We start from the raw sequence: 21,940 nt of genomic DNA, 5'->3' as shown, positions 1-21,940 counted from the left end.
CATCGGCGCGAATACCTCTTCCCGTTAATAGGTTCAGCCATGCCTAGAGGCCGCATCACCTTCGATCAGCTCCCCTTGTTCGCGAGTGACCGTGAGATCGCCGAGGCGGTGGTCGGGCGCGACATCGAAAAGGTCGAGCGACTGCTTCTGAGCCTGCCGAAGCTGGAAGCCTGCGGATTCCCGAAGCGGACTCCCGATGGGCGCTACACCCCAGCGGTACGAGATTTCTACGACCGCGTTCATCGTGCCCGCCCGTCCGAGACGGCCACGGCGCCACGGCAACCTCAGGAGGACGGACAATGGAACCCGAAGAAGAAGGGCAGGGCGCTGCACCGGGTCTGAAATGGCGACCGCGACGAGGGGGGCGAACGCCTTACTGGATCGCGCGAGCCGATATCGTGGCGGCCGGATACAGCCCGAAGAGCGTGAACCTTCAGAGATACGCTGCTGACCCCACCATCCTGGCCTCGAAGTGCCGCGCGCTGCAGGCCGATATGCTGACTTGGTTCGGCGGGTATCGGGTGGACCCCACGGTCTTCAACGGGACGATTGCGGACGTCCTGCGGATCTACGAGACCCACGAGGAAAGCCCGTTCCACAAGCTGAAGCCTGGTTCGCGGCACCCCTATGAGACTTACCTGCGCCTCCTCCCACCGCACATCGGACAGCACCACGTGGATGCCGTCACCGCGCTCAATGTGAAGCGATGGCATGCGGTGTGGTCGAAGGACGGGAAGCACCCGGCGGCCGGCGCAATGGCCCTCGCTGTGCTCAAGGCTGCGCTGACGTTCTGCATCGTGGCGGGACACCGCCAGTGCCGACAGCTCCGCGACGACATCAGCGAGCTTCGCGTTTCCGGGCCACGCCCGAGGAAGGCGTTCGCAACGGCCGATCAGGTCGTAGCAGCCCGGCGAGCGGCCCACGCGATGGGGCGCCCCTCTGGGGCTCTCTGCTACGCTCTACAGTTCGAGACGACCCTTCGTCTGTGGGACGTAGCGGGCCAGTGGTTCCCAATCAATGCCCCGGTGATGAGCACTGTAATCGACGGGACCTCAAAGTGGGCCGGCCTCGAATGGCGCCACATCGACGAAAACCTGATCCTCCGCCTCGCGCCGAGCAAGACAATGGGGACGAGCGGAGCGGAGATCGCGGTCGACCTGAAGCTGTGTCCGATGGTGATGGAAGAGATCAGCTACTTGCCAGAGGAAAAGCGGATCGGCCCTATCATTGTTCACGACCAGAAGGGCCGGCCGTATCGAGCGTATGAGCTGAGCAGGTTATGGCAGCTCGTGCGGACGGCCGCGGGCCTCCCACTCAATCTCTGGTGCCGAGATCTGCGCGCAAGCGCCATTACGGAGGCTAGGGACAACGGCGCATTGACCGACGACGCGAGCAAGGTAGCAGGGCACTCGAAGCCTCGTATCACCGCTGCGGTTTATGACCGCTCCAGCCTCGAAGCCCACCGTCGTTTTGCCGTCGCGCGCGTCGCGAAACGGGGCGGGAACGACATAGGGAACGAGTAGGAACGACTGATAGCAATCGCAACTAGTTCGTGCTCTTCGTAGTTAAGGATTTCTTAACGATACGGAGACACCATGCGTCGGCTCGGCCGAATATCCCTATGCCTCGACATGGTGCGACCGGCGCCCACGGGTCCGCGAACCGGACCTGCCGACGGCGAGGGCCGGTTGTCGTTCCGGCACAAACTCATGCTCGCCTTGGCTCTCGAAATTCTGGTCCTTGGCTTCCGACAGTCGGAAATCGTCCGGCAGGACAAAGGCATCGTCGTCGAGACTCCCTCTCATCCCGGCAATGCCATCGTCTGAGTTGGGGCTTCCGCCCGCCCCCGGCGTTGCGGCGCCGCGAAGCCCGGTGCTATAGCCCGGCCTCTGACGCGCGTTCCGGCGCAGGTCCCGAGGTCCGAAGGCAGCATGTCGGTCGACGCAACCACAGTGAGGCGCATCGCGCATCTGGCGCGTATCGCAGTGAGTGACGACGAGGTCGCGCCGCTGCAGGGCGAACTCAACGCCATTCTCGCCTTCGTCGAGCAACTCTCCGAAGTCGATGTGAGCGGCGTAGAGCCGATGACCTCGGTCACCCCGATGGCGATGAAGAAACGGACCGACGTGGTCACCGATGGTGGTCACGCTCGAGACATCGTCTTCAACGCTCCCGAGACCGAGGACCATTATTTCCTCGTCCCGAAGGTGGTCGAGTAGCTCCGTCGATTTCGTGATTCTTGCCCGCTGAGAGGGACCGCGCGGCGCCGGAAACGGGCGACGGGGTCCGGCGGGCTTTGGAGGACAGGCCCCATGACCCAGATCAACGAACTCACCCTGGCCGAGGCCCGCGACGGGCTGAAGGCCAAGGACTTCTCCGCCACGGATCTCGCCAAGGCGCATCTGGCCGCCATGGAGAAAGCGCGGGGCCTCAACGCCTATCTGCTGGAGACGCCGGAACGCGCCCTGCAGATGGCGGAGGTCTCAGACGCCAAGATCGCCTCCGGCGAGGCACGGCCCCTCGAAGGCCTGCCGCTCGGCGTCAAGGACCTGTTCTGCACCCACGGCGTCGCCACCACGGCCGGCTCCAAGATCCTCGAAGGGTTCCAGCCGCATTACGAATCCGCCGTGACCCACAATCTGTGGCGCGACGGCGCGGTGATGCTGGGCAAGCTCAACCTCGACGAATTCGCCATGGGCTCGTCGAACGAGACGTCCGCCTATGGCGACGTGGTCTCGCCCTGGCGCCGGAGCGGCTCCGAGACCAAGCTGGTTCCGGGCGGCTCGTCCGGCGGTTCGGCGGCGGCGGTGGCGGCCCATCTCTGTCTCGGAGCCACCGCCACCGATACCGGCGGCTCGATCCGTCAGCCCGCCGCCTTCACCGGCACCGTGGGCATCAAGCCGACCTATGGCCGCTGCTCGCGCTGGGGCACCGTCGCCTACGCTTCGTCGCTCGACCAGGCCGGCCCCATCGCCCGCACGGTGCGCGATTGCGCGATCCTGCTCGGCTCCATGTCCGGGCCGGATGCCCGCGACACCACCTGCGCCGACCTGCCCGTTCCCGTTTTCGAAGCGGCGGTGGCGCGGGGCGTGAAGGGGCTCACCATCGGCATTCCGAAGGAATACCGGGTGGAGGGCATGTCCGCCGAGATCCAGGCCCTCTGGGACCAGGGCGCCGCGATGCTGAAGGATGCGGGCGCCACGATCCGTGAGATCTCGCTGCCGCATACCCGCTACGCGCTCCCGGCCTATTACATCGTCGCCCCGGCCGAGGCCTCCTCGAATCTCGCCCGTTATGACGGCGTTCGCTACGGCCTGCGCGTGCCCGGCAAGGACATCGCCGGGATGTACGAGAACACCCGTGCGGCGGGCTTCGGCCGCGAGGTGAAGCGGCGCATCATGATCGGCACCTACGTGCTCTCGGCGGGCTATTACGACGCCTATTACGTCCGCGCGCAGAAGATCCGCACCCTGATCAAACGCGATTTCGAAGAGGCCTACGCCTCCGGGATCGACGCGATCCTGACGCCCGCCACCCCGTCCGCCGCTTTCGGCATCGGCGAGAAGGGCTCTGGCGACCCCGTCGAGATGTACCTCCAGGACGTCTTCACCATCACGGTGAACATGGCGGGTCTGCCTGGCATCTCTGTGCCGGCCGGCCTCGACGCGCAGGGGCTGCCGCTGGGCCTCCAGCTCATCGGCCGTCCCTTCGACGAGGAGACGCTGTTCGCCGCCGCCCAGGTGATCGAGGAAGCCGCAGGCCGGACCAAGCTGCCCGCCGCGTGGTGGGCATGAAAGCGCGACCATGACCGTCCCGGTCTATCCTTTCGACGTCTGGATCTGGGCCGCGTTCGATCCCGTCCTGATCGCCATCGCGCTGGTCATGGGCTGGAAGTCGGATCAGTTCGTGAAGGTCATCCTGGTCTCGCTGATGGCTTTCGCCATCTCGGTGCTGGTGTCCTGGGCCGTTACCGCCATCGGCATTCCCTGGCCGGCGCCGGTGAGCCATGACGGGCCGACCTTCTTCCCCATCCGCTGGATGGCGGGCTTCCTGTGGGGCACCCTGGGCTTCCTCGCCCACCAGCTCTACCGCCTGCGCGCTTGACCGCGCCGGCCGGTCCTTCCACCTTTCCGGCGCGCCTTCGCGCCGCGCAACACTGAATCCGGGCCATCATGACCGCTGCCGTGAACCCCAAGAAACTCATCAAGGGCGGCCTGCACGACTGGGAGGTCGTGATCGGCATGGAGATCCATGCTCAGGTCACGAGCCGCTCCAAGCTGTTCTCCGGCGCCTCCACCGAGTTCGGCGGTGAGCCGAACGACCACGTCTCCCTGGTGGACGCGGCGATGCCCGGCATGCTGCCCGTCATCAACGAGGAATGCGTGGCCCAGGCCGTGCGCACCGGCCTCGGGCTGAAGGCGCAGATCAACCATCGCTCCGTGTTCGACCGGAAGAACTACTTCTATCCGGACCTGCCACAGGGCTACCAGATCAGCCAGTTCAAGGACCCCATCGTCGGCGAGGGCGAGGTGCTGGTGGACCTGCCCGAGGGCGAGACCATCACGGTGGGCATCGAGCGCCTGCATCTCGAGCAGGATGCCGGCAAGTCCCTGCACGACCAGAACCCGACCCAGAGCTTCGTCGACCTCAACCGCTCGGGCGTCGCCCTGATGGAGATTGTCTCGCGGCCGGATCTCCGCTCGTCGGAGGAGGCGCGCGCCTACGTGACCAAGCTGCGCACCATCCTGCGTTATCTCGGCACCTGTGACGGCGACATGGAGAAAGGCTCCCTCCGGGCCGACGTGAACGTCTCGGTGCGCAAGCCCGGTGACCCGCTCGGCACCCGCTGCGAGATCAAGAACGTCAACTCGATCCGCTTCATCGGGCAGGCCATCGAGGTCGAGGCCCGTCGCCAGATCGCGATCATCGAGGATGGCGGCACGATCAGCCAGGAAACCCGGCTGTTCGATCCGGGCAAGGGCGAGACCCGCTCCATGCGCTCTAAGGAAGAGGCGCACGATTACCGCTACTTCCCCGACCCAGACCTGCTGCCGCTGGAATTCGACCAGGCCTATGTCGACGCGCTGGCCGAGGGACTGCCGGAACTGCCGGACGCGAAGAAGGCCCGCTTCATCGAATCCTACGGCCTCTCGCCCTACGATGCCGGTGTGCTCATCGCCGAGCGGTCCTCGGCCGATTATTTCGAGGCGGTGGCCAAGGGCCGGGACGGCAAGGCCGCGGCGAACTGGGTGATCAACGAGCTGTTCGGGCGCCTCAACAAGGAAGGCCACAGCATCGAGACGAGCCCGGTCTCGGCGGACCAGCTCGGCGCCATCGTCGATCTCATCGGCGAGGGCGTGATCTCGGGCAAGATCGCCAAGGACCTGTTCGAGATCGTCTGGTCCGAGGGTGGCGACCCGCGTCAGGTCGTCGAAGCGCGCGGCATGAAGCAGGTGACGGATACCGGCGCCATCGAGGCGGCGGTGGACGAGATCATCGCCAAGAACCCCGACAAGGTGCAGCAGGCCAAGGAAAAGCCGACCCTGCTCGGCTGGTTCGTCGGCCAGACCATGAAAGCCACCGGCGGCAAGGCCAACCCGGCGGCCGTGAACGCATTGCTGAAGGCGAAGCTCGGAATCGAATAAGGCTGGGCCGATCCTGGACGCGGACCGGCTTCGTCCCCAGGAGGGACATGGCGGCGGCCGCGCCCTACACCGACCTCCGGCATGTGGGTGCCAGCGCCATTCCGGGGTGTCTCACGAAAAGCTACCTCGATCTTGTCGTGCGGGTGGATGCGGCGGAGCTTGACCGCGCCGAGGCTGCCCTCGCGGCCTCGTTCCGGATGATGAAGCCCGGCTCGATCCAAACGGACGATTTCGCAGCCTTCGCGGACGAGACGCGCGCGATTCCGCTGGGCCTCCAACTCACCGTCGAGAATGGCCGCTATTGGCGCAGTCCAACGCGTTCAAGATGGGGTGCGACGGGCTTTCCATGGCGGCGTATCGCGCCGGAGAAGGCGGCCTTCATCGACGCGGTGTTGACCACGCGGGCGCGACGAGGGTTATCGTATTGAAGAGAGCGAACGCCTAACGCGCTCGGTCATCGTGAGACCGTGCAGCCGAGCCACGGCCGACAGCTTCCGGCACGACGCTTAGATCTGCGAACGCCCTGCATGGAAGAAGAGGGGAGCTGCGCCAGCCGAAAGCGATGCTCTCATGGATTATCCCGCTCGCGCGGATCGCGCAGCGGGTGGGCCCCGAAACCAGACGATCCGCCACGAACCATGGCCGATCCTGCAACGACATAGGCGGCGGAAGCGGTCGAGTTGGGGCATTCTGCGTATTCGAAGTCGTGCCGTGTCGGCCGCTTCTGCACCCCGGAGACCGCCTCCGTCCCGTAATTCGTGTTTGTGCTGCTCAACGTCCGGACCGAATTAAACCCGGATGATCGTCACAGCATCCTGCTGGGGTGGAGTCATTCCCGTCTCCTGCGGCTAAGTTGGTCGCGATCGACAAACGATCAGCGCCTCCTCGTTGCTTGAGATGTGCTTTGCTTCGAAGCACATGATCAAGGTGCGACTGGATTTGACTCGCGTCAAGTCCCTATCTCCACTTTCTCGAACCTGTATTCATTCCCATCTGGACGGTTCGGGAAAAGCTATGGACCTTCAGGCGCTTGGCGCCTCGCGGCCGCCGCGAAGGACCGCCTCAGGCGACGTTTCGCAGGGCGCCGCTCCCGGTCGAGGGGGAAAGTCTCGGCGCCTTGCCCGTCGCAGCCTCGTAATCGGCGGCCAGATCCGCGGCGCCGCGCAGACGCCCCGGCTCGTCGCGGTAGCTGCCAGTTCCGGCCACGGGTGCCCCCTGCCATTGCCTCTCGATCGCCAGACGCTCGGGCGTGCCGGCGAAGGCAGCGATGAAAGCATCCGCCGCCATGAGCAGGCGGCAGGCGCTCGGATGGTCGGCGACGGCGGCGGTGTAGTACCAGGGTGCGGGTGCGATGTTGCCGGGCACGATCTCGATGCGGCCGCGCCACGGGCTGTCGGCGCCGGTGCAGGCCCAGTGCATGATCGGCGCGTCCACGGCGAAGGCATCCACCACGCCCTCGGCCAGAGCGTCGTGGATGCGGCCCTGGTCGGTGATTGGCACGAGGCTGCCAAGGGTCGCTACCCGCCTTCCCTTCGCCTGGAGGTTCTCGGCCCAGCGCAGTCCGGCGGCCTCCAGCGTGGCATAGGCGCTCGGATCGTTGATGATGCCCAGGGTCCGCCCTTCGAGGTCGGACAGACTGCGGATGCGCGTGTCGCCGGTGCGGCGGGCCAGCACGTAATGGAGGTGGGTATAGGCCTGCGAATAGGCGATGGCGCCGAATCCCGGGCTCGGCGGCAGGGCCGACCAGACGATGTCGGCGGGTGCCTCGGCGGCGGTCCGGCCCGCATCGAGCAGTTCCGTGCACTGGTCCCAGGGGCATTCGACGAAGACCGGCGCGACGCCGAGGGAGCGAGCGAAGGCCGTGGCATAGGCGATGTCGAGGCCGAGCAGGGCGCCGCCGGCAGCCTTGCGGAAGGACAACCCCTTGAAATCGGGCTCCACGGCGATCCGCAGGGTACCGCGCGCCCGGATGTCGTCGAGGAGATCGAAGCCCTTCGGACGGCGGGCGAGACCGTGTCGGGCCATGTCCGGCGCGGGCAGGCCCGAGACGGCCGCCTGCAGCGTGGCGTCGGCCAGGGCCAGGGCGCGGACGGCCTTGGCCTCCGTCCGGTCGATACTGCTCTGCATGGCGCCGAGAGCCTCGCCGATGGAGGCGTTGCTGGCGCTGATCGCGGACAATTCGACGCCGACACCGCCGAGCAGGGTCTCGATCCGGTCGGCGGTGGACCGCACGGAACCGGCGAGTCCGTCCAGGGCATGGTCGGTCGAGACGCGCAGGGCGGAGAGATCGGCGCGGACATCGGAGAAATCGATGATGCCGGCCGCGTTGCGTGCACTCTCCCGGGTCTGGTCGGCCAGGGCGCGGACCTCGGCGGCAACGACGGCGAAGCCGCGCCCATGCTCGCCGGCCCTCGCCGCCTCGATCGTCGCGTTCAACGACAGCATCCGGATCGTCGCGCCGATCCCATCGATGGCGGCGACGATCCGGCTCGCCTCGGCAGCCTTGGTGTCGATGCGCGCGCCGATGCGGGCGATCTCGGCGTTGATCGCGCGCATGGCCTGCCCGACCGCATCCACGAGTTCCCCGCGAAGGCGATCGGCCGTCCCCGCCGCCGTGTCACGCCCGACGCTGCCGAGCGTCGCCGCCAGGGAACGGTCGACGCCTGTCGATTGGCGACGGATCTCGCGGGTGAAGCTGGCGGCCTGTCCATTGGCGCGGGCGGCGTGGCACATGAGTGTCGCCATGCCGGCCACAGCGTCGGTGACGCCCCCGCCTTCGGGCGCCGCGGTCGGGTCGTTCTCAAAGGCGTCGATGGATTTCAGCACGTGACCCGACCCAGCCGAGAAGATGCCGGAAGAATCGCTCATGGCCCTTAAGCGCTGTTGAAACCTCTTCGCGATCCGTGCTCAACTTCGCGCCAATACTGAAGAAGTTTTCACCTCTTCATCGCCGGGGCATGCTGCCCCGAGGCATTCGGCGAAGCGCGACGTCTTCCCGGCCAGGGCTTCAGCGGGCCGCCGCCCCCGGAACACGCTCCTGCCCGGAGGAGGCGGAGGGTCCCGTGAAGCGGTCGCGCAGGGTCTTCCAGAACGTGCCGCCATGGGCACCGGGCTCGCCCACGGAGACGGTGGCGTTCATGCCGGCCACCAGGGTGACGCCGTCGGGAACCCGCTCGATGCGGATGCGCACGGGGACGCGCTGGGCGAGGCGTACCCACGTATAGACCGGGTCGACATTGGGCAGGCCCTGCGTGCTCGGCGAGGCGTTGGCGTTGCTGATGCCAAGCGTGATGCTCTCCACCCGGCCATCGATGAGGGCCGAGTAACCGAGGAGTTCGGCCCTCGCCACGTCACCCACACGGATATGGGCCAGCTTCGTCTCCTCGAAATAGCCGTCGATCCAGAACGAATCGGTGTCGATCACCGCGACGTTGACGGTGCCGGCGGTGGCGTAGTCGCCCGCACGCAGAAGGAGGTTGGTGACACGCCCGTTCACCGGCGAGCGTACTTCCGTGCGCCCTCGGTTGACCCTGGCCTGATGCAGCTGCGCCTTCGCGGAAGCCAGCGCCGCCTCCGCGATCTTGGCGGTGCCCGCATATTGCTGCTTCTCCTCCACCGAGGTGGAGAGGGTGGTCAGGGCCTCACGCCGGGCCGCCTGGGTCCGCTTCACCTGAAGGTCGGCCTCGCGGTTCTCCAGTTCGGCCTGGGCGGTGGCGATGGAAATGTCGAAATCCACCGGATCGATGACGTAGAGCACATCGCCCTTGGCGACGTTCTGGTTGTCGGCCACGCGAAGATCGACGATCTGGCCGGAGACCTGGGGCGCTACGCTGGCCACCTGCACGCGGACGCGCCCGTCGCGGGTCCAGGGCGCGGTGACGTAGAATTGCCAGACCAGGGCGGCGGCCAGGCAGGCGCAGGCCAGGATCACAACGGTCGCCAGGAGCCGCACCACGCGCCAACGCCGGCGCCGGGCGAGGGACGGCGCGCGCTCGCGGGACGGGCGAGCATCGGAGAGATCGTCGTCGGCCATTGTCAGGCAAGATCCATGTCGGCGGTACACATTGCTCAGAAGAGAACGATGAGAAGCGCGAGGATGCAGACGAAGATCCCCGCCTCGGCCAGCGGCGGGTTGGCGACGTAGCGGCTAAAGCGGATGCGGCTGAAGCCGAACCGCAGGAGCACCATGATGGCCAGGGCCGCCACCACATAGGCGACGAAGGGCGAGATCAGGACGCCGCCGAGATCGATGTCATGCCGCACGGGGCGCCTCCATCAGGCCGGTCGCAGGATGCCGAGGCGGCGCAGGAGGCGGTGCTGGCTCTCCATGATGCCGCCCGCCGTCACCAGGTCGCTGACGAGGCGAGCGATGTCGAGCCGCGTCGGGGCGCCCACGGATCGGCCGTGCCGGAGGAACGCACGAACGGACCGGGCGAGCGTGGCCGCGTCCGCCGCCTCCAGTCCCTCCCGCGCCTGCCTCGCGGCATCGTTCAGGGAAGGCTCGTCGGGGAGGCGGCACAGCTGGGCATGGGCGCGGGCGGCGGCCGATTCGAGGCGGGCCAGCTCGAAGGCACGGTCCAGGCTCGCCGCGCGGACGGCGCCGCTGCCCGAACTCCATTGCGAGAATTGCAGCAGCCGATCGCTGTTGAGGCTGGTGCGGGTGGTGGCGTCGCCGCCATCGCCAGCCAGCGCGTCCAGCACCGAATCCCGAGCCGAATCGAGGGCGAAGGCGCGGCGCTGGGCGGGCGAGATCGGCAGTACGATCCGCACCGCGACGAAGAGGATACAAGCCGCCATCGTCACCAGGAACGCGTTCGCGAGGAAGGTCTGCGCGTCGTAGGTCTGCGGGTTGGACGGCGACAGGAGGACCATGAAGAACACGAGCAGGATGAAGCCGATTCCGAATGTCGGCGGGTTCAGGCTGAGAAAGCACGCCACGAAGATCACCGGCGCGATGGCGATGGCGAGCAGCGGGAAGCCCTGCTCGCCCCCCAGCACGCCGAAGAGCACGATTCCGGCGCAGAGCGCCGCGATAGGCATGCCGATGAGGACGCCGCGGGCGAAAGCCTTCGAATCCGGCGCGATGGCCGAGAGCGAACAGGTCGCCGCCACCTGTACCAAGGCGAAGGAGGTGGCGGGCCAGCCGGCGGCGATGAGGAGGAGGGCGGTGGCGCCAAAGGCGATTCCCACCCGCGCCGCGCCGCGAAGGGCCACGGGCAGGTCGCGATGCGTCGGCAGGGCGACGTCGCGCTTCGGTCGGCAGCCGGTGGAGAGGGCGTTCAATCCATCCTCGGCAAAGGAGGAGGCGCGCGCGAAATCGAGGCCGCGCTGCAGCGCCAGGATCTCCAGGGGCGCGCTCGTCTCACTCTGGATCGCCTCATCCACCAGGGCACCGAGACGATGCGAAGCCGCGTCGGCATCGGGCTTCCCGTCGTCGGTCAGGCCCAGGCAGATCCGGCGGGCCTCGGCGACAGCCTCACTCTCGCGGTCCAGCAAGGCGGCGGCGGCCGTGAAGGCACGGCTCGCCGCCGCCATGGCGTAGAGCGCGGCGATGGTGCTGCGCGCCCCGGCGGCCCGGCGGGCGCCGTCGTCGAGTTCGCCGCCGATGGCGCTCGCATCGGCGCGCATCACCGCGATCTGCCGGATCAGGGCCGCCGCGCGCTCCGAGCCTGGATCCGCCCGGGACAGGGTCTCGCGGGCGAAAGCCCTGGTGGCCGACAGGGCCTCCGAGAGCGGCTTGCGCAGGGTGCGCCACGTGCTGGGCGAGGCCAGCGCGTCGTTGATGAAGGTGATGGCGACGATGCCGATGGTGATCGCCGCGACACGGTCGATGGCGGCCTCGAAGACCACCTGCGGCGTGTCGATATGGGCGACGGCGACGATGGCGACAGTGAAGCCCGCGAGCATGGCGCCATAGGCCCGCGTGTCCTGCAGGAAGTGGGCGACGAAGACGCAGAGGCCGAGCCAGGTCGCCACAGAGACCAGGAGGAGAACCCTGTCCTGTCCGAACGCACCGATCAGCAGAATCGATATCGCGCCCCCCGCCAGGGTGCCGAGAAAGCGGTACAGCGCCTTGGACAGGGCTTGGCCGCGTTTGGGCTGGGCCAGGATCGCCACGCAGACGGCGGCCGACGAGGCGCCGGAGAGTTGAAGCCAGAACCCGGCGTAGAGGGCCAGCACCATGGCGAGCCAGATCCGCAGGGCGAAGGCCCAGGCGGAGAGCGGAGGAACGATGCGCTCGACGAACGAGAGCACGCGGTCGGCCGGGGAGGGGCGTGTTTCGGCGGACAGCCCGCTCATCGGCAGGCTCCGCTCACAGGGAAAGCCCCGTTCACAGGGAAGGCTCCGTTCACAGTGAAGGCTCGCCCGCCGCCGCATCCGCGGCCTTGCCGGCGACCCGCATCTGCCAGAGGCAGAGGAGGGGCGTCACCACCAGCTCCATGATCAGCGCCCCCAGCATGACCGCCGAAGGCAGCCCGGTAAGATAGAGACCGAGCAGCCGCGCCAGACCGCCGAGCGCGACGACGAGGGTCAGGAAGCGGAACAGGCGCGATTTCGCCTCGATGGCCGGGACGCAGCTCCAGAACAGGATGCCGATGCCCATCAGAAGACCCGACAGGTAGCGGAAATGACTGTCGGCGGAGATCTGGGCCAGGCTGTTGCCGCCGACTCCTCCAAGCCCGAACAGGATTCCGAAGAGGCCGGACGCCACCGGTATGATCGCGGCCACCGCCACGACTCGTTGCAGCGCCTCGCGCTCCCGCATGCGTCCGTTCCCCGTTCAGGCCCGGCTGATCCCGCGCCCGCGAGCCGGCTCCCAGCCGAACTAGATCAGGCCTTGATCTCCTTCAAGCGCTTGACGCATTTACTATAATATTGCGGCCATTTCGGTCCTTGCGCGGCCTTGTCGGCGACCGAGAGGGCGCGCCATTCGGCACCGCACTTCTTCTGCCGCTCCCTGGCAGCGTTCTGCCCCACGCTCAATTCCTTCGCGGCGGCATCCGGGGAAGCGGCCACAGGGGCCTGGGCGGACGCGGCCGTGGCGAAGCCCAGAACCATGGACACCGCGATCACCATGGCTGGAAAACAACAAACCCGCATGATTGCAACCCCAGATCGTTACCCTGCACTCACGAAACGGAGGCAGAGCCGACCTCATCACAGCCAGAAGTCGGGGGTAGAGCAAGTCTCTTCGTCGCGCCGCCCCATGCCGTCCACCGTTGGATGTCGGCGTGAAACCTGCAACCATCCGCTTTCTCGTCCGGTTTGAATCGGCGATATGACGCGACCCTGACAGGAGCGGGACGTTTCCCATGGCCGCCGCCACCCAGAACCCCATCGACGTCCATACCTGGGGCACGCCCAACGGTTGGAAAATTCCCATCATGCTGGAAGAGTGCGGCCTGCCCTATCGGGTGGTGCCGGTGAATATCGGCAAGGGCGACCAGCTGGCCCCGGACTTTTTGACGATCTCTCCCAACAACAAGATTCCGGCCATCGTCGATCCGGACGGCCCCGGCGGGATGCCGATCTCGATCTTCGAATCGGGGGCGATTCTGCAATATCTCGGTCGCAAGACCGGGTGCCTCTACCCGGCCGACGAACGCGCCAGAGCGGCGGTGGACGAATGGCTGTTCTGGCAGGTTGGCGGCTTCGGGCCGATGCTTGGCCAGACGCATCATTTCCGCATCTACGCGCAGGAGAAGATCCCCTACGCCATCGAGCGGTTCACCACCGAATCGCATCGGCTCTACGGCGTGCTGGATCGCCGCCTCGCGGATCGCGACTACGTGGCCGGCGAATATTCCATCGCCGACATCGCGATCCTCACCTGGGCCAAGCATCACGAGAAGCAGGATATCGACCTGTCGAGCCTGCCGAATGTCCGGCGCTGGCTCGATCTGGTTCTGGCGAGACCCGCCGTGAAGCGAGGCTTCGCGGCGATCTGATCCGCTACTTCTTGGCTTCGGCCTGAGCGGCGGCCGGCTTGGCGGCCGCCTTCGTAGCGGGCTTCGGCGCGGCCTCGGAAGCCGGAGCGACAGCGGCCTGCTGGTTCACGTCGGGCACGCGAGTCCAGGTCTCCGAACCGCACAGGACCTTGAGCAGGCATCCCGACACGCTGAGCTCGGAGCCGGATTCGCGCTCCAGGCTGACCTGATAGATCTTGCCCTCGTCGATATTGTAGATGTCGCCCGAAAACTTCTCCTCGTCGGGGGCGAGCCCCTCGATGAGTTGCAGGCCGATCACGGGACGCGAGCGCTTCTTCGGGTCGGGGTTCTTGGCGTCGGTGCGCGGCGCACCCGTCTCGGTGGTCGGCGTCTTCAGCCACACGACCTTGCCGCAGATGTTCGCACTGTTCGGGCCGCAATGATCGATCCGGATCTTGGCGCGGCCATCCTTCGTGAGCCAGGTGCCGGACGGGTCCTTCGACGGGGCCGCAGCGGCGGCGACGAGTCCGGAAAGCAGGAAGGCGGAGGTCAGGGCAACGCGCATGGCTTTTGGTCTCCTGGTGCCTGTGAAGGGCCGCGGCGCATCGGCGGGAGCGTCGCGAAGGGTCGTGAGCCTGAGGTCGAGAGCTTGGCCTTGGCCGTGCCGGACGTCGAGGACGGTCCGGGCCGGCGTCTTCTGGTGCGAGAAGACACCAGCAATCGGGCGAATTTCCGGCACTGTTGCGCCGAAGCCATGGCCAAGGGAATTCCGCTGTGGATGCGCCGTCTTCGTCCTTCGGGTTGAGAGGACGGGGCGTGCCCGCTATAAGCCGGCCGCCGAAGCCGTTTTCGGCTGAGCGAACATAACCGGACTGAACATGGCCACCGAGCGCACTTTCTCCATCCTGAAGCCCGACGCGACCAAGCGGAACCTCACCGGCGCCGTGAATGCCGTGATCGAGAAGGCGGGCCTGCGCATCGTCGGCCAGCGTCGCATCCAGATGACCCAGGCCCAGGCCGAAAAGTTCTACGAGATTCACAAGGAGCGCCCGTTCTTCGGTGAACTCGTCTCCTTCATGACCTCGGGCCCCGTGGTCGTGCAGGTGCTCGAGGGCGAGAACGCCGTCGCCGCCTACCGCACCGTGATGGGCGCCACCAACCCGGCCAATGCCGACGAGGGCACCATCCGCAAGACCTTCTCCGAGTCGGTCGGCGAGAACACCGTGCACGGCTCTGACAGCGCCGAGAACGCGAAGATCGAGATCGCGCAGTTCTTCCAGGATTCCGACATCGTCGGCTGAGCCCGACCGGCTTTCGCGCCGCCAACGGGTTCGTGATCGCATCGTCGTCCGGTGAACCGGAAGCGTGGCGCGGAACGATGCCGGGTGTGGCGCGAACGCCCTTGCGCGCGAGTCCTGCCGGGCGTGAAAGGAATTCCCTCATTGAATCCCTTTCACGGACCCCACATTCCATGCGCTCCATCGCTTCGCGCACCGGCCGGATCCTGCTCGCCGCCGGCCTCGTGTCCCTGCTCGCCGCCTGCAATGCGAACAAGGGTGCGCCCACGGCCTCCCTCGAAGGCTACACGCCCGACCCCGCGTTGAAGACGGCCTCCGCCAGCAACCTCACCGGACGCGTGCGCCACGCCTGCACGGTGACGCAGTCCCGCCTGCAGAGCGTCCCCGAAGCGTCGCTCGCCCGCCCATGCGGCTGCTACGCCAAGCAGACCCTGGCGAGCCTCAACCCGGCCGAGCTCGAATCCTACCGCACCACCGGTTATTTCAACGATTCCGCCCGCGCGAAGGCTCTCTCGGCCCTCGACAGCTGCAGCCTGCCGCGCCCGGCGTAAGCCGTCATCATCGCCGATCTCGATGTTTCGGGATCGGCGATTCGGGCCTCAGCCTTGCGCGGACAGGCTGAGCAAGGCCCCCTCGGCCGGCCTGATGTCGCCGGCGAACACCACGCGGCCGCTCTCCAGCCTGGCCCGTCCGCCGGCGATCAGCGCCAGGGCACGCGGGTAGAGGAGGTGTTCCTGCACGAGAATGCGCGCGGCGAGACTGTCGGCATCGTCGCCCGGCAGGACCGGGACGGCGGCCTGGGCCACGATCGGCCCGGCATCGAGTTCCGGCACCACGTAATGCACCGTGCAGCCATGCAAGCAGACACCGGCCGCCAAGGCCTGCTCGTGGGTATGGACGCCGCGAAATAGCGGCAGCAGCGACGGATGGATGTTGATCATCCGCCCGGCCCAAGCCTCGACGAAGCCCGCGGAGAGGATCCGCATGAAGCCGGCCAGCACGACGAGTTCGATCCCGGCCGCTTCGAGTTCCGCATTCAGGGCGGCATCGAAGCTCGCCCGGTCGGGATAGGCGCGGTGATCGAGCGCCTTCGTGGCGATCCCGACACTCGCCGCATGGGCGAGACCACCGGCGTCGGGCCGGTTGGAGGCGACCAGAACGATCTCGGCCGGATAGTCCGGTGCCCGAGCGGCCTCGATCAGCGAGACCATGTTCGAGCCGCGTCCCGAGATGAGGATCGCGACCCGCATCTTGGGCCGGGGAGCCATCACAGGGCGAGCTTACCCTGGAAAGTCACCGGCTCGGGTCCGCGCTCGGTGATGAGCCCGAGGCGGATCGGCGAGGCCCCGGCAGTGTCGAGCGCACGGGTCACCGCCGACACGCTCTCCGGCGAGACCACCGCCACCATGCCGATACCGCAATTGAAGGTGCGCAGCATTTCGGATTCCGCGACCCCGCCGACCTTCGAGATCCATCCGAAGACGGGCGGCGGAATGATCGCGTCGAGGTCGATGCTGATACCGACGCCGTCGGGAAGGACGCGAGGCAAGTTGTCGGGAAAGCCGCCGCCGGTGATGTGTGCGAGGGCCTTGATCCCGTCGGTGGCCCTCAGTGCGGCCAGCAGCGGCTTCACGTAGATCCGAGTCGGCTCCAGCAGGGCGTCGCCGAGCGAGCGCGACGGCTCGAACGGGGCCGGGTCGTCGTAGGAGAGGCCGCTTGCCTCGACGATCCGGCGGACCAGCGAGAAGCCGTTGGAATGCACCCCGGAGGAGGGCAGGCCGAGGACGACGTCGCCGGGCGCGATGCCGGGACGCGGCAGGAGCTTTCCACGCTCGGCGGCGCCGACGCTGAAGCCGGCCAGATCGTAATCCGAGCCGTCGTAGAGGCCCGGCATCTCTGCGGTCTCACCGCCGATGAGGGCGCAGCCCGCGATGCGGCAGCCCGCCGCGATCCCGCGGACGATATCGGTGCCGACACCCGGCACCAGCTTGCCGGTGGCGTAATAATCGAGGAAGAACAGCGGCTCGGCGCCCTGGACGATGATGTCGTTCACGCACATCGCCACGAGATCGACGCCGATCGTGTCGTGGCGGCCGGTCTCGATGGCGATCTTGACCTTGGTGCCGACGCCGTCATTGGCCGCCACCAGGATCGGGTCGGAGAAGCCGGCGGCCTTCAGGTCGAACAATCCGCCGAACCCGCCGATCTCGGCATCCGCCCCGGGCCGGCGGGTGGAGCGCACCAGCGGCTTGATCGTCTCGACCATGGCGTTGCCGGCATCGATATCGACGCCCGCATCCGCGTAGGTCATTCCGTTCCGGCTTTCGCCGTTCTTGCTCTCGGCCGTCATCGGCGCCCCGTCTCGCAATCCACGTCCTGCATGGCCGGCATCGGGATGTCGGCCAAAGTCATTCCGCTCCTCTAGCCGCTTGCACCAATCTCGGCGAGTCGTGATCGGGAAATTAGCGATTCGCACAGATCCTGCCCTCCAGGGAGAATGCCATGAGGGATACGACCGGCCACCGCCATGCCTTGACCGTAGGCGCTGCCGTTCCCACTCTCCGCAACGGCGGACATGACGAGGGGGGACGGCCGATGCGCGGCAGGGCGGTGATCGGACTGGCGGGCCTCGGCATCGTCGCGTTGCTGCTCTACCTGCTTTCGGGGGTGATGCTGCCCTTCGTGGCAGGGCTGGCCCTCGCCTATCTTCTCGACCCCATGGCCGACAGGCTCCAGCGCCTGGGTCTCGGACGGCTCTCCGCCTCGCTCCTGATCCTCGCCATGTTCGTCGTTGGGCTCGTGGTGATCCTGCTGATCGTGGTGCCCCTGGCCGCCAATCAGATCTCGGCGCTTGTGACGACGTTCCCCGGCATGGTGTCACGGCTGCAGGGTATCATTGTCGAGCGGGTCGGGCCGATCCTGACGCGGGTCGGCGGGGCGGACGTTCTCAACGACCTGCAATCGTCCGTCGGAACCCTGGTGGGGCAGGGCGGCACGTGGTTCCTGGCTTTCCTGAAGTCGCTGTGGTCGGGCAGCCAGGCGCTGGTCTCCATCGCCTCGCTCCTCGTCGTCACCCCCGTCGTGGCCTTCTACCTCCTCGTCGACTGGGATCGGATGGTCGCCACCGTCGACGGCTGGACCCCTCCGCGCCACCGCACCACCGTGCGGCGTCTGGCCGGCGAGATCGACCGGGCGATCATCGGCTTCGTCCGCGGACAGACCCTGGTCTGCCTGATCCTTGGGACGTTCTATGCCGTCGGCCTATTCTTCGTCGGGGTGAATTTCGGCGTGCTGATCGGGATGATCGCGGGTTTCCTCACCTTCATCCCCTATGTCGGCACCCTCGTCGGCTTCCTTCTCTCGGTGGGCGTCGCCCTGGTCCAGTTCTGGCCGACATCGGATTGGCTCCATATCGGGCTGACCGTCGCCGTGTTCGTGGTCGGCCAGTTCTTCGAAGGCAACGTCATCTCGCCCAAGCTCGTCGGTGACTCGGTCGGCCTGCACCCGGTCTGGCTGATGTTCGCGCTCCTGGCCTTCGGCTCCCTGTTCGGGTTCCTCGGCCTCCTTCTCGCCGTGCCGGTGGCCGCCTCCATCGGCGTCATCGTGCGGTTCGCGATCTCGCGTTATCTTCAAAGTCCACTCTATTATGCGGAAGAACCGATCCTGATTCAGAAGCGCGAGGGATGAAGACACCGATGCGCGTGGCCGCGCCTCCGAAGCAACTCGCCTTCGACCTCCCCCTCGACCCGCGCTACGGTCGCGAGGATTTCCTGGTGGGGCCGGCGAACGAGGCCGCCTATGGGCTGATCGAGGCCTGGCCGCGCTGGCCCGATACGGTCTGTCTCATCACCGGCCCGTCGGGCAGCGGCAAGAGCCATCTGGCCTCGATCTGGGCGACGCGTTCCCACGCCTGGACCGTCCCCGCCTCGGGCGTCACCGCCGACTCAGTCACCCATCTCGTCTCGAACGGTGCCCTGGTCATCGAAGATCTCGACCGGCCCGAGGGGCGCGACGAGGCGGCCCTGTTCCACCTCCTCAACCTCGCCCGGGAGAACGGCAGCCCCGTCCTCATCACGGCGGCGGCGCCTGTTGAGGCGTTAGGGCTTGTCACAGCCGATCTGCGCTCGCGCCTCAGGCTGGCGCCGGGCGCCACGATTCTGCCCCCCGACGATGCGCTGATGCGAGCGGTGCTGGTAAAGCTTTTCGTGGACCGCCAGCTCGTCGTCGATCTCAGCGTCGTCGAGGCCATCGCCTTGCGGATCGACCGTTCCCTTGCCAGGGCAAGGGCAGTAGTGGCCGAACTCGACCGCGACGCCCTGCGCCGGGGTCGACGCATCACGAGGCCGCTGGCCATGTCGGTCCTGGCCGATCTGGGAGTACCGGACGACGAGGCCGGCGACGACGAGACCGAAGAGGACGGTCCGCCGACCTGATGAAAGGTCCGGCCCGATTGTCATCGAAATGTCAGACGCGGCGACCCTATCGTATGTTACGAAGCAGATCGTTTTATCAGAGTTGAGGAGAAGACCCGTTGCCGGAAGTCGAGTCGGACGCGATCGCCAAGGGTACGGATGCCGAGGAGCAGGAAGCGGCTCTGGCCGCCGAGGACTCGCACGGCGAGAACGGCCCCGGCGAGGACGACCTGGATTCCCGGACGCCGAACGCGGCGCCAGCGAAGGGGCCTGCGCCCCGACGCCGGCCCGCGGGCGCCGGCACCGTCCGGGCCCCCGCCGCGCATGCACGGGTGACGAAGCCCGCCTCGACGGCCTCGAAGTCCCGGCCCGGAGCAACGGCGCAGGATTCCGCATCGGCGGACGACGCGGAGACCGATTCCATCCTGGTCGAGACGGTCATCGCCGACACGGTGCCCGAACGGGCCGCCGCCGAGCCCCCGGCGCGGGAGAGCGTTCTGGCGGCCGGTAGGGCCCTTCGCGAATCGCCGGAGCGTTTCGTGAACCGGGAATTGTCCTGGCTGCAATTCAACCGCCGGGTGCTGGAGGAAGCCTCCAACACCAGCCATCCGCTGCTGGAACAGCTGCGCTTCCTCTCGATCTCGGCCAACAACCTCGACGAGTTTTTCATGGTTCGCGTGGCGGGCCTGCACGATCAGGTCCGCGCCGGGCTGATCCAGCCGTCGCAGGATGGGCTGAGCCCGGCCGAACAGCTTGCCCGCATCGGTTCGGAAGTCTCGCGGCTGGCCCTCGACCAGCAACGGCGCTGGCGTGAATTGCGTGACGATCTGCATGGAGTCGGTATCGACTTGGTAGAGCCCGGTGACCTGACCCCGGAGCACAAGGCCTGGCTGGAGGAGTACTTCCTCAGTCACGTCTTCCCGGTCCTGACGCCGCTCGCCATCGATCCGGCCCATCCCTTCCCGTTCCTGTCCAACCTCGGCTCCAGCATCGCACTGATGATGGTCCGCCCGCGCGACGGGCGGACGCTGCGCGCCCTCATCCGTCTGCCCTCGGTCCTTGGCCGCTTCGTGCGCCTGCCCGACATGGCCGGGGACACCACCGCGCGCTTCATCGCCATCGAGCAGCTGATCGTGCTGTTCACGGGCCGCCTGTTCCCCGGATATTTCGTGAAGGGGCAGGGGGCGTTCCGCGTCATCCGCGATTCCGACCTCGAGATCGAGGAAGAGGCGGAGGACCTCGTCCTGCATTTCGAGACCGCATTGAAACAGCGCCGGCGCGGCGTCGTCATCCGGCTCGAGGTCGAGGCCGGGATGCCTGAGGACCTTCGGGCCTTCGTCGCCGACGAACTCGAGATCGGCTACGACGCCATCTTCGTGGTGGAGGGCATGCTTGCCCTCAATGAGTTGGCGCAGATCGTCGGAATCGACCGGCCGGACCTGAAGTTCAAATCCTACAACCCACGCTTCCCCGAGCGCATCCGCGAGAGCGGCGGCGATGTCTTCGCCGCCATCCGGCAGAAGGACTTCATCGTCCACCACCCCTACGAATCGTTCGATTCGGTGGTTCAGTTCCTGGCCCAGGCTGCCCGTGACCCGAACGTGGTGGCGATCAAGCAGACCCTCTACCGCACCTCGTCGAACTCACCGATCGTGGCTGCGCTGGCCGAGGCCGCGGAACTCGGCAAGTCCGTCACAGCCCTTGTGGAGTTGAAGGCGCGGTTCGACGAGGAAGCCAATATTCGCTGGGCCCGTGACCTGGAGAAGGCCGGCGCGCAGGTGGTGTTCGGCTTCATCGAACTGAAGACCCATGCCAAGCTGTCGATGGTGGTGCGCCGCGAGGGCGACAAGCTCGTCACCTACTGCCATGTCGGCACCGGCAACTACCATCCGATCACCGCGCGGGTTTACACGGACCAGTCGTTCTTCACCGCCGATCCGGCGGTGGCGCGGGACGTCTCGCGCATCTTCAACTACATCACCGGCTATGCCGAGCCCGCCGAACTCGAGCGGATGTCGGTCTCGCCGCTGACGTTGAAGCCACGCCTGATCGAGAGCATCGCCGCCGAGGTGGCGCATGCCAAGGCCGGGCGTCCGGCCGCGATCTGGATCAAGTGCAATTCCCTCGTCGACGCGCAGATCATCGACGCGCTCTACGACGCCTCACAGGCGGGTGTGCAGATCGACTGCGTGGTGCGCGGAATCTGCTGCCTGAGGCCCGGCATTCCCGGCCTCTCGGAGACGATCCGGGTCAAGTCCATCGTCGGGCGCTTCCTCGAACACGGTCGGATCTACGCCTTCGGCAACGGATTCGGCCTGCCCCATCCCAAGGCCACGGTCTCGATCTCTTCCGCCGACCTGATGAGCCGTAACCTCGACCGCCGGGTCGAGGCGCTCCTGCCCATCACCAACCAGACTGTGCACCAGCAGGTGCTGGACCAGATCATGCTCGCCAACCTTCTCGACAACCAGCAGAGCTGGCGTGTACTGGCGTCTGGTGCGAGTGAACGGGTCCAGCCTGCGGAGGGTGAGGAGCCGTTCAACGCGCACAAGTACTTCATGACGAACCCGAGCCTGTCCGGTCGGGGCAAGTCCTCGAAGAAGTCGAGTCCGCGGGCGCTGAGCCGCAGGGCCCAACGTTCGTGAGCGGACGATTCC

22 protein-coding genes are annotated in these 21,940 nt (G+C 67.0%); 13 read left to right on the top strand and 9 right to left on the bottom strand.

Going from position 1 to position 21,940, the window contains the following annotated elements:
- Positions 1-39 precede the first annotated feature (39 nt).
- The 7 genes from ACYQML_RS18675 (at position 40) to ACYQML_RS18645 (ending at position 6,073) form a co-directional block, all read left to right on the top strand.
- Positions 40-342 (top strand): hypothetical protein, encoded by a 303-nt coding sequence (locus tag ACYQML_RS18675; protein WP_056424136.1) that lies wholly within the window; start codon positions 40-42, stop codon positions 340-342.
- The gene (locus ACYQML_RS18670; RefSeq protein ID WP_461233645.1) at positions 300-1,523 is read left to right on the top strand and encodes an integrase; all 1,224 of its coding nucleotides are present in this window, start codon (positions 300-302) and stop codon (positions 1,521-1,523) included. Before ACYQML_RS18675 ends, ACYQML_RS18670 begins: the two co-directional genes overlap by 43 nt.
- Positions 1,524-1,931: 408 nt before the next feature.
- Positions 1,932-2,219: an Asp-tRNA(Asn)/Glu-tRNA(Gln) amidotransferase subunit GatC gene (gene gatC, locus ACYQML_RS18665; RefSeq protein WP_056424141.1), complete on the top strand. Its 288-nt coding sequence runs from the start codon at positions 1,932-1,934 to the stop codon at positions 2,217-2,219.
- Between the two features lie 93 nt (positions 2,220-2,312).
- On the top strand, positions 2,313-3,794 hold the full coding sequence (gene gatA, locus ACYQML_RS18660) for an Asp-tRNA(Asn)/Glu-tRNA(Gln) amidotransferase subunit GatA (RefSeq protein WP_461233644.1): 1,482 nt from the start codon (positions 2,313-2,315) through the stop codon (positions 3,792-3,794).
- 10 nt (positions 3,795-3,804) lie between these two features.
- Positions 3,805-4,104: a hypothetical protein gene (locus tag ACYQML_RS18655; protein WP_461223311.1), complete on the top strand. Its 300-nt coding sequence runs from the start codon at positions 3,805-3,807 to the stop codon at positions 4,102-4,104.
- Between the two features lie 68 nt (positions 4,105-4,172).
- Positions 4,173-5,645, top strand: coding sequence for an Asp-tRNA(Asn)/Glu-tRNA(Gln) amidotransferase subunit GatB (gene gatB, locus ACYQML_RS18650; protein WP_056424146.1), 1,473 nt, complete (start codon positions 4,173-4,175; stop codon positions 5,643-5,645).
- A 47-nt stretch (positions 5,646-5,692) separates the two neighbouring features.
- The gene (locus ACYQML_RS18645) at positions 5,693-6,073 is read left to right on the top strand and encodes a hypothetical protein (protein WP_461233643.1); all 381 of its coding nucleotides are present in this window, start codon (positions 5,693-5,695) and stop codon (positions 6,071-6,073) included.
- Positions 6,074-6,707: 634 nt separating this feature from the next.
- Here ACYQML_RS18645 and ACYQML_RS18640 read toward each other — a convergent pair.
- From ACYQML_RS18640 to ACYQML_RS18615, 6 genes are all read right to left on the bottom strand, one after another.
- On the bottom strand, positions 6,708-8,513 hold the full coding sequence (locus ACYQML_RS18640) for a methyl-accepting chemotaxis protein (protein ID WP_461233642.1): 1,806 nt from the start codon (positions 8,511-8,513) through the stop codon (positions 6,708-6,710).
- A gap of 139 nt (positions 8,514-8,652) precedes the next feature.
- Complete coding sequence (locus ACYQML_RS18635; RefSeq protein ID WP_461233641.1) at positions 8,653-9,678, bottom strand: efflux RND transporter periplasmic adaptor subunit; 1,026 nt, start codon at positions 9,676-9,678, stop codon at positions 8,653-8,655.
- A gap of 35 nt (positions 9,679-9,713) precedes the next feature.
- Complete coding sequence (locus ACYQML_RS18630; RefSeq protein WP_056424155.1) at positions 9,714-9,908, bottom strand: DUF1656 domain-containing protein; 195 nt, start codon at positions 9,906-9,908, stop codon at positions 9,714-9,716.
- Between the two features lie 12 nt (positions 9,909-9,920).
- Positions 9,921-11,945, bottom strand: a complete 2,025-nt coding sequence (locus ACYQML_RS18625; RefSeq protein ID WP_461233640.1) for an FUSC family protein — start codon at positions 11,943-11,945, stop codon at positions 9,921-9,923.
- A 49-nt stretch (positions 11,946-11,994) separates the two neighbouring features.
- Complete coding sequence (locus tag ACYQML_RS18620; protein ID WP_207412021.1) at positions 11,995-12,411, bottom strand: DUF4345 domain-containing protein; 417 nt, start codon at positions 12,409-12,411, stop codon at positions 11,995-11,997.
- Between the two features lie 65 nt (positions 12,412-12,476).
- On the bottom strand, positions 12,477-12,704 hold the full coding sequence (locus tag ACYQML_RS18615) for a hypothetical protein (protein WP_348271046.1): 228 nt from the start codon (positions 12,702-12,704) through the stop codon (positions 12,477-12,479).
- A gap of 254 nt (positions 12,705-12,958) precedes the next feature.
- On the opposite strand from ACYQML_RS18615, the gene ACYQML_RS18610 reads away from it, so the two are divergent.
- Positions 12,959-13,594 carry a glutathione S-transferase N-terminal domain-containing protein gene (locus tag ACYQML_RS18610; protein WP_461233639.1) on the top strand — a complete coding sequence of 212 codons (636 nt, stop codon included), beginning with the start codon at positions 12,959-12,961 and terminating at the stop codon, positions 13,592-13,594.
- 4 nt (positions 13,595-13,598) lie between these two features.
- On the opposite strand, the gene ACYQML_RS18605 is transcribed toward ACYQML_RS18610, so the two are convergent.
- Positions 13,599-14,138, bottom strand: a complete 540-nt coding sequence (locus ACYQML_RS18605; protein ID WP_461233638.1) for a DUF2147 domain-containing protein — start codon at positions 14,136-14,138, stop codon at positions 13,599-13,601.
- Positions 14,139-14,451: 313 nt separating this feature from the next.
- Between ACYQML_RS18605 and ndk the strand changes: the two genes are divergently transcribed.
- Both ndk and ACYQML_RS18595 read left to right on the top strand, forming a co-directional pair.
- Complete coding sequence (gene ndk, locus ACYQML_RS18600) at positions 14,452-14,874, top strand: nucleoside-diphosphate kinase (protein ID WP_018043493.1); 423 nt, start codon at positions 14,452-14,454, stop codon at positions 14,872-14,874.
- Positions 14,875-15,044: 170 nt separating this feature from the next.
- On the top strand, positions 15,045-15,422 hold the full coding sequence (locus ACYQML_RS18595; protein WP_056424165.1) for a hypothetical protein: 378 nt from the start codon (positions 15,045-15,047) through the stop codon (positions 15,420-15,422).
- Positions 15,423-15,470: 48 nt separating this feature from the next.
- Here the strand turns inward: ACYQML_RS18595 and purN are convergent, their stop codons facing one another.
- Together purN and purM are read right to left on the bottom strand one after the other, a co-directional pair.
- The gene (purN, locus tag ACYQML_RS18590; protein WP_461233637.1) at positions 15,471-16,139 is read right to left on the bottom strand and encodes a phosphoribosylglycinamide formyltransferase; all 669 of its coding nucleotides are present in this window, start codon (positions 16,137-16,139) and stop codon (positions 15,471-15,473) included.
- Positions 16,139-17,221, bottom strand: coding sequence for a phosphoribosylformylglycinamidine cyclo-ligase (gene purM / locus ACYQML_RS18585; protein ID WP_207412016.1), 1,083 nt, complete (start codon positions 17,219-17,221; stop codon positions 16,139-16,141). Before purM ends, purN begins: the two co-directional genes overlap by 1 nt.
- A 245-nt stretch (positions 17,222-17,466) precedes the next feature.
- Between purM and ACYQML_RS18580 the strand changes: the two genes are divergently transcribed.
- The 3 genes from ACYQML_RS18580 to ACYQML_RS18570 all read left to right on the top strand — a co-directional run bounded on the left by ACYQML_RS18580 (position 17,467) and on the right by ACYQML_RS18570 (position 21,928).
- Positions 17,467-18,558 carry an AI-2E family transporter gene (locus tag ACYQML_RS18580; protein WP_207412065.1) on the top strand — a complete coding sequence of 364 codons (1,092 nt, stop codon included), beginning with the start codon at positions 17,467-17,469 and terminating at the stop codon, positions 18,556-18,558.
- Positions 18,559-18,566: 8 nt separating this feature from the next.
- Complete coding sequence (locus tag ACYQML_RS18575) at positions 18,567-19,304, top strand: P-loop NTPase family protein (protein ID WP_207412064.1); 738 nt, start codon at positions 18,567-18,569, stop codon at positions 19,302-19,304.
- 98 nt (positions 19,305-19,402) lie between these two features.
- Entirely contained in the window at positions 19,403-21,928 is a 2,526-nt protein-coding gene (locus tag ACYQML_RS18570) for an RNA degradosome polyphosphate kinase (RefSeq protein ID WP_461233636.1), read from the top strand.
- Positions 21,929-21,940: the final 12 nt, after the last annotated feature.

Source organism: Methylobacterium sp. CM6244 (genome assembly GCF_054817885.1).
This window is presented reverse-complemented; position numbering and strand designations above follow the sequence as displayed.

Bases quoted from the DNA above. Each gene is read 5' to 3' on its own strand.
- ACYQML_RS18580 (WP_207412065.1), top strand. From the start codon at position 17,467: ATGCGCGGCAGGGCGGTGATCGGACTGGCGGGCCTCGGCATCGTCGCG.
- ndk (WP_018043493.1), top strand. From the start codon at position 14,452: ATGGCCACCGAGCGCACTTTCTCCATCCTGAAGCCCGACGCGACCAAG.
- ACYQML_RS18610 (WP_461233639.1), top strand. From the start codon at position 12,959: ATGGCCGCCGCCACCCAGAACCCCATCGACGTCCATACCTGGGGCACG.
- ACYQML_RS18645 (WP_461233643.1), top strand. From the start codon at position 5,693: ATGGCGGCGGCCGCGCCCTACACCGACCTCCGGCATGTGGGTGCCAGC.
- ACYQML_RS18620 (WP_207412021.1), bottom strand. From the start codon at position 12,411: ATGCGGGAGCGCGAGGCGCTGCAACGAGTCGTGGCGGTGGCCGCGATC.
- ACYQML_RS18615 (WP_348271046.1), bottom strand. From the start codon at position 12,704: ATGGTTCTGGGCTTCGCCACGGCCGCGTCCGCCCAGGCCCCTGTGGCC.
- purN (WP_461233637.1), bottom strand. From the start codon at position 16,139: ATGGCTCCCCGGCCCAAGATGCGGGTCGCGATCCTCATCTCGGGACGC.
- ACYQML_RS18625 (WP_461233640.1), bottom strand. From the start codon at position 11,945: ATGAGCGGGCTGTCCGCCGAAACACGCCCCTCCCCGGCCGACCGCGTG.
- gatC (WP_056424141.1), top strand. From the start codon at position 1,932: ATGTCGGTCGACGCAACCACAGTGAGGCGCATCGCGCATCTGGCGCGT.
- gatB (WP_056424146.1), top strand. From the start codon at position 4,173: ATGACCGCTGCCGTGAACCCCAAGAAACTCATCAAGGGCGGCCTGCAC.
- ACYQML_RS18595 (WP_056424165.1), top strand. From the start codon at position 15,045: ATGCGCTCCATCGCTTCGCGCACCGGCCGGATCCTGCTCGCCGCCGGC.
- ACYQML_RS18635 (WP_461233641.1), bottom strand. From the start codon at position 9,678: ATGGCCGACGACGATCTCTCCGATGCTCGCCCGTCCCGCGAGCGCGCG.
- ACYQML_RS18675 (WP_056424136.1), top strand. From the start codon at position 40: ATGCCTAGAGGCCGCATCACCTTCGATCAGCTCCCCTTGTTCGCGAGT.
- purM (WP_207412016.1), bottom strand. From the start codon at position 17,221: ATGACGGCCGAGAGCAAGAACGGCGAAAGCCGGAACGGAATGACCTAC.
- ACYQML_RS18575 (WP_207412064.1), top strand. From the start codon at position 18,567: ATGCGCGTGGCCGCGCCTCCGAAGCAACTCGCCTTCGACCTCCCCCTC.
- ACYQML_RS18605 (WP_461233638.1), bottom strand. From the start codon at position 14,138: ATGCGCGTTGCCCTGACCTCCGCCTTCCTGCTTTCCGGACTCGTCGCC.
- ACYQML_RS18670 (WP_461233645.1), top strand. From the start codon at position 300: ATGGAACCCGAAGAAGAAGGGCAGGGCGCTGCACCGGGTCTGAAATGG.
- gatA (WP_461233644.1), top strand. From the start codon at position 2,313: ATGACCCAGATCAACGAACTCACCCTGGCCGAGGCCCGCGACGGGCTG.
- ACYQML_RS18655 (WP_461223311.1), top strand. From the start codon at position 3,805: ATGACCGTCCCGGTCTATCCTTTCGACGTCTGGATCTGGGCCGCGTTC.
- ACYQML_RS18640 (WP_461233642.1), bottom strand. From the start codon at position 8,513: ATGAGCGATTCTTCCGGCATCTTCTCGGCTGGGTCGGGTCACGTGCTG.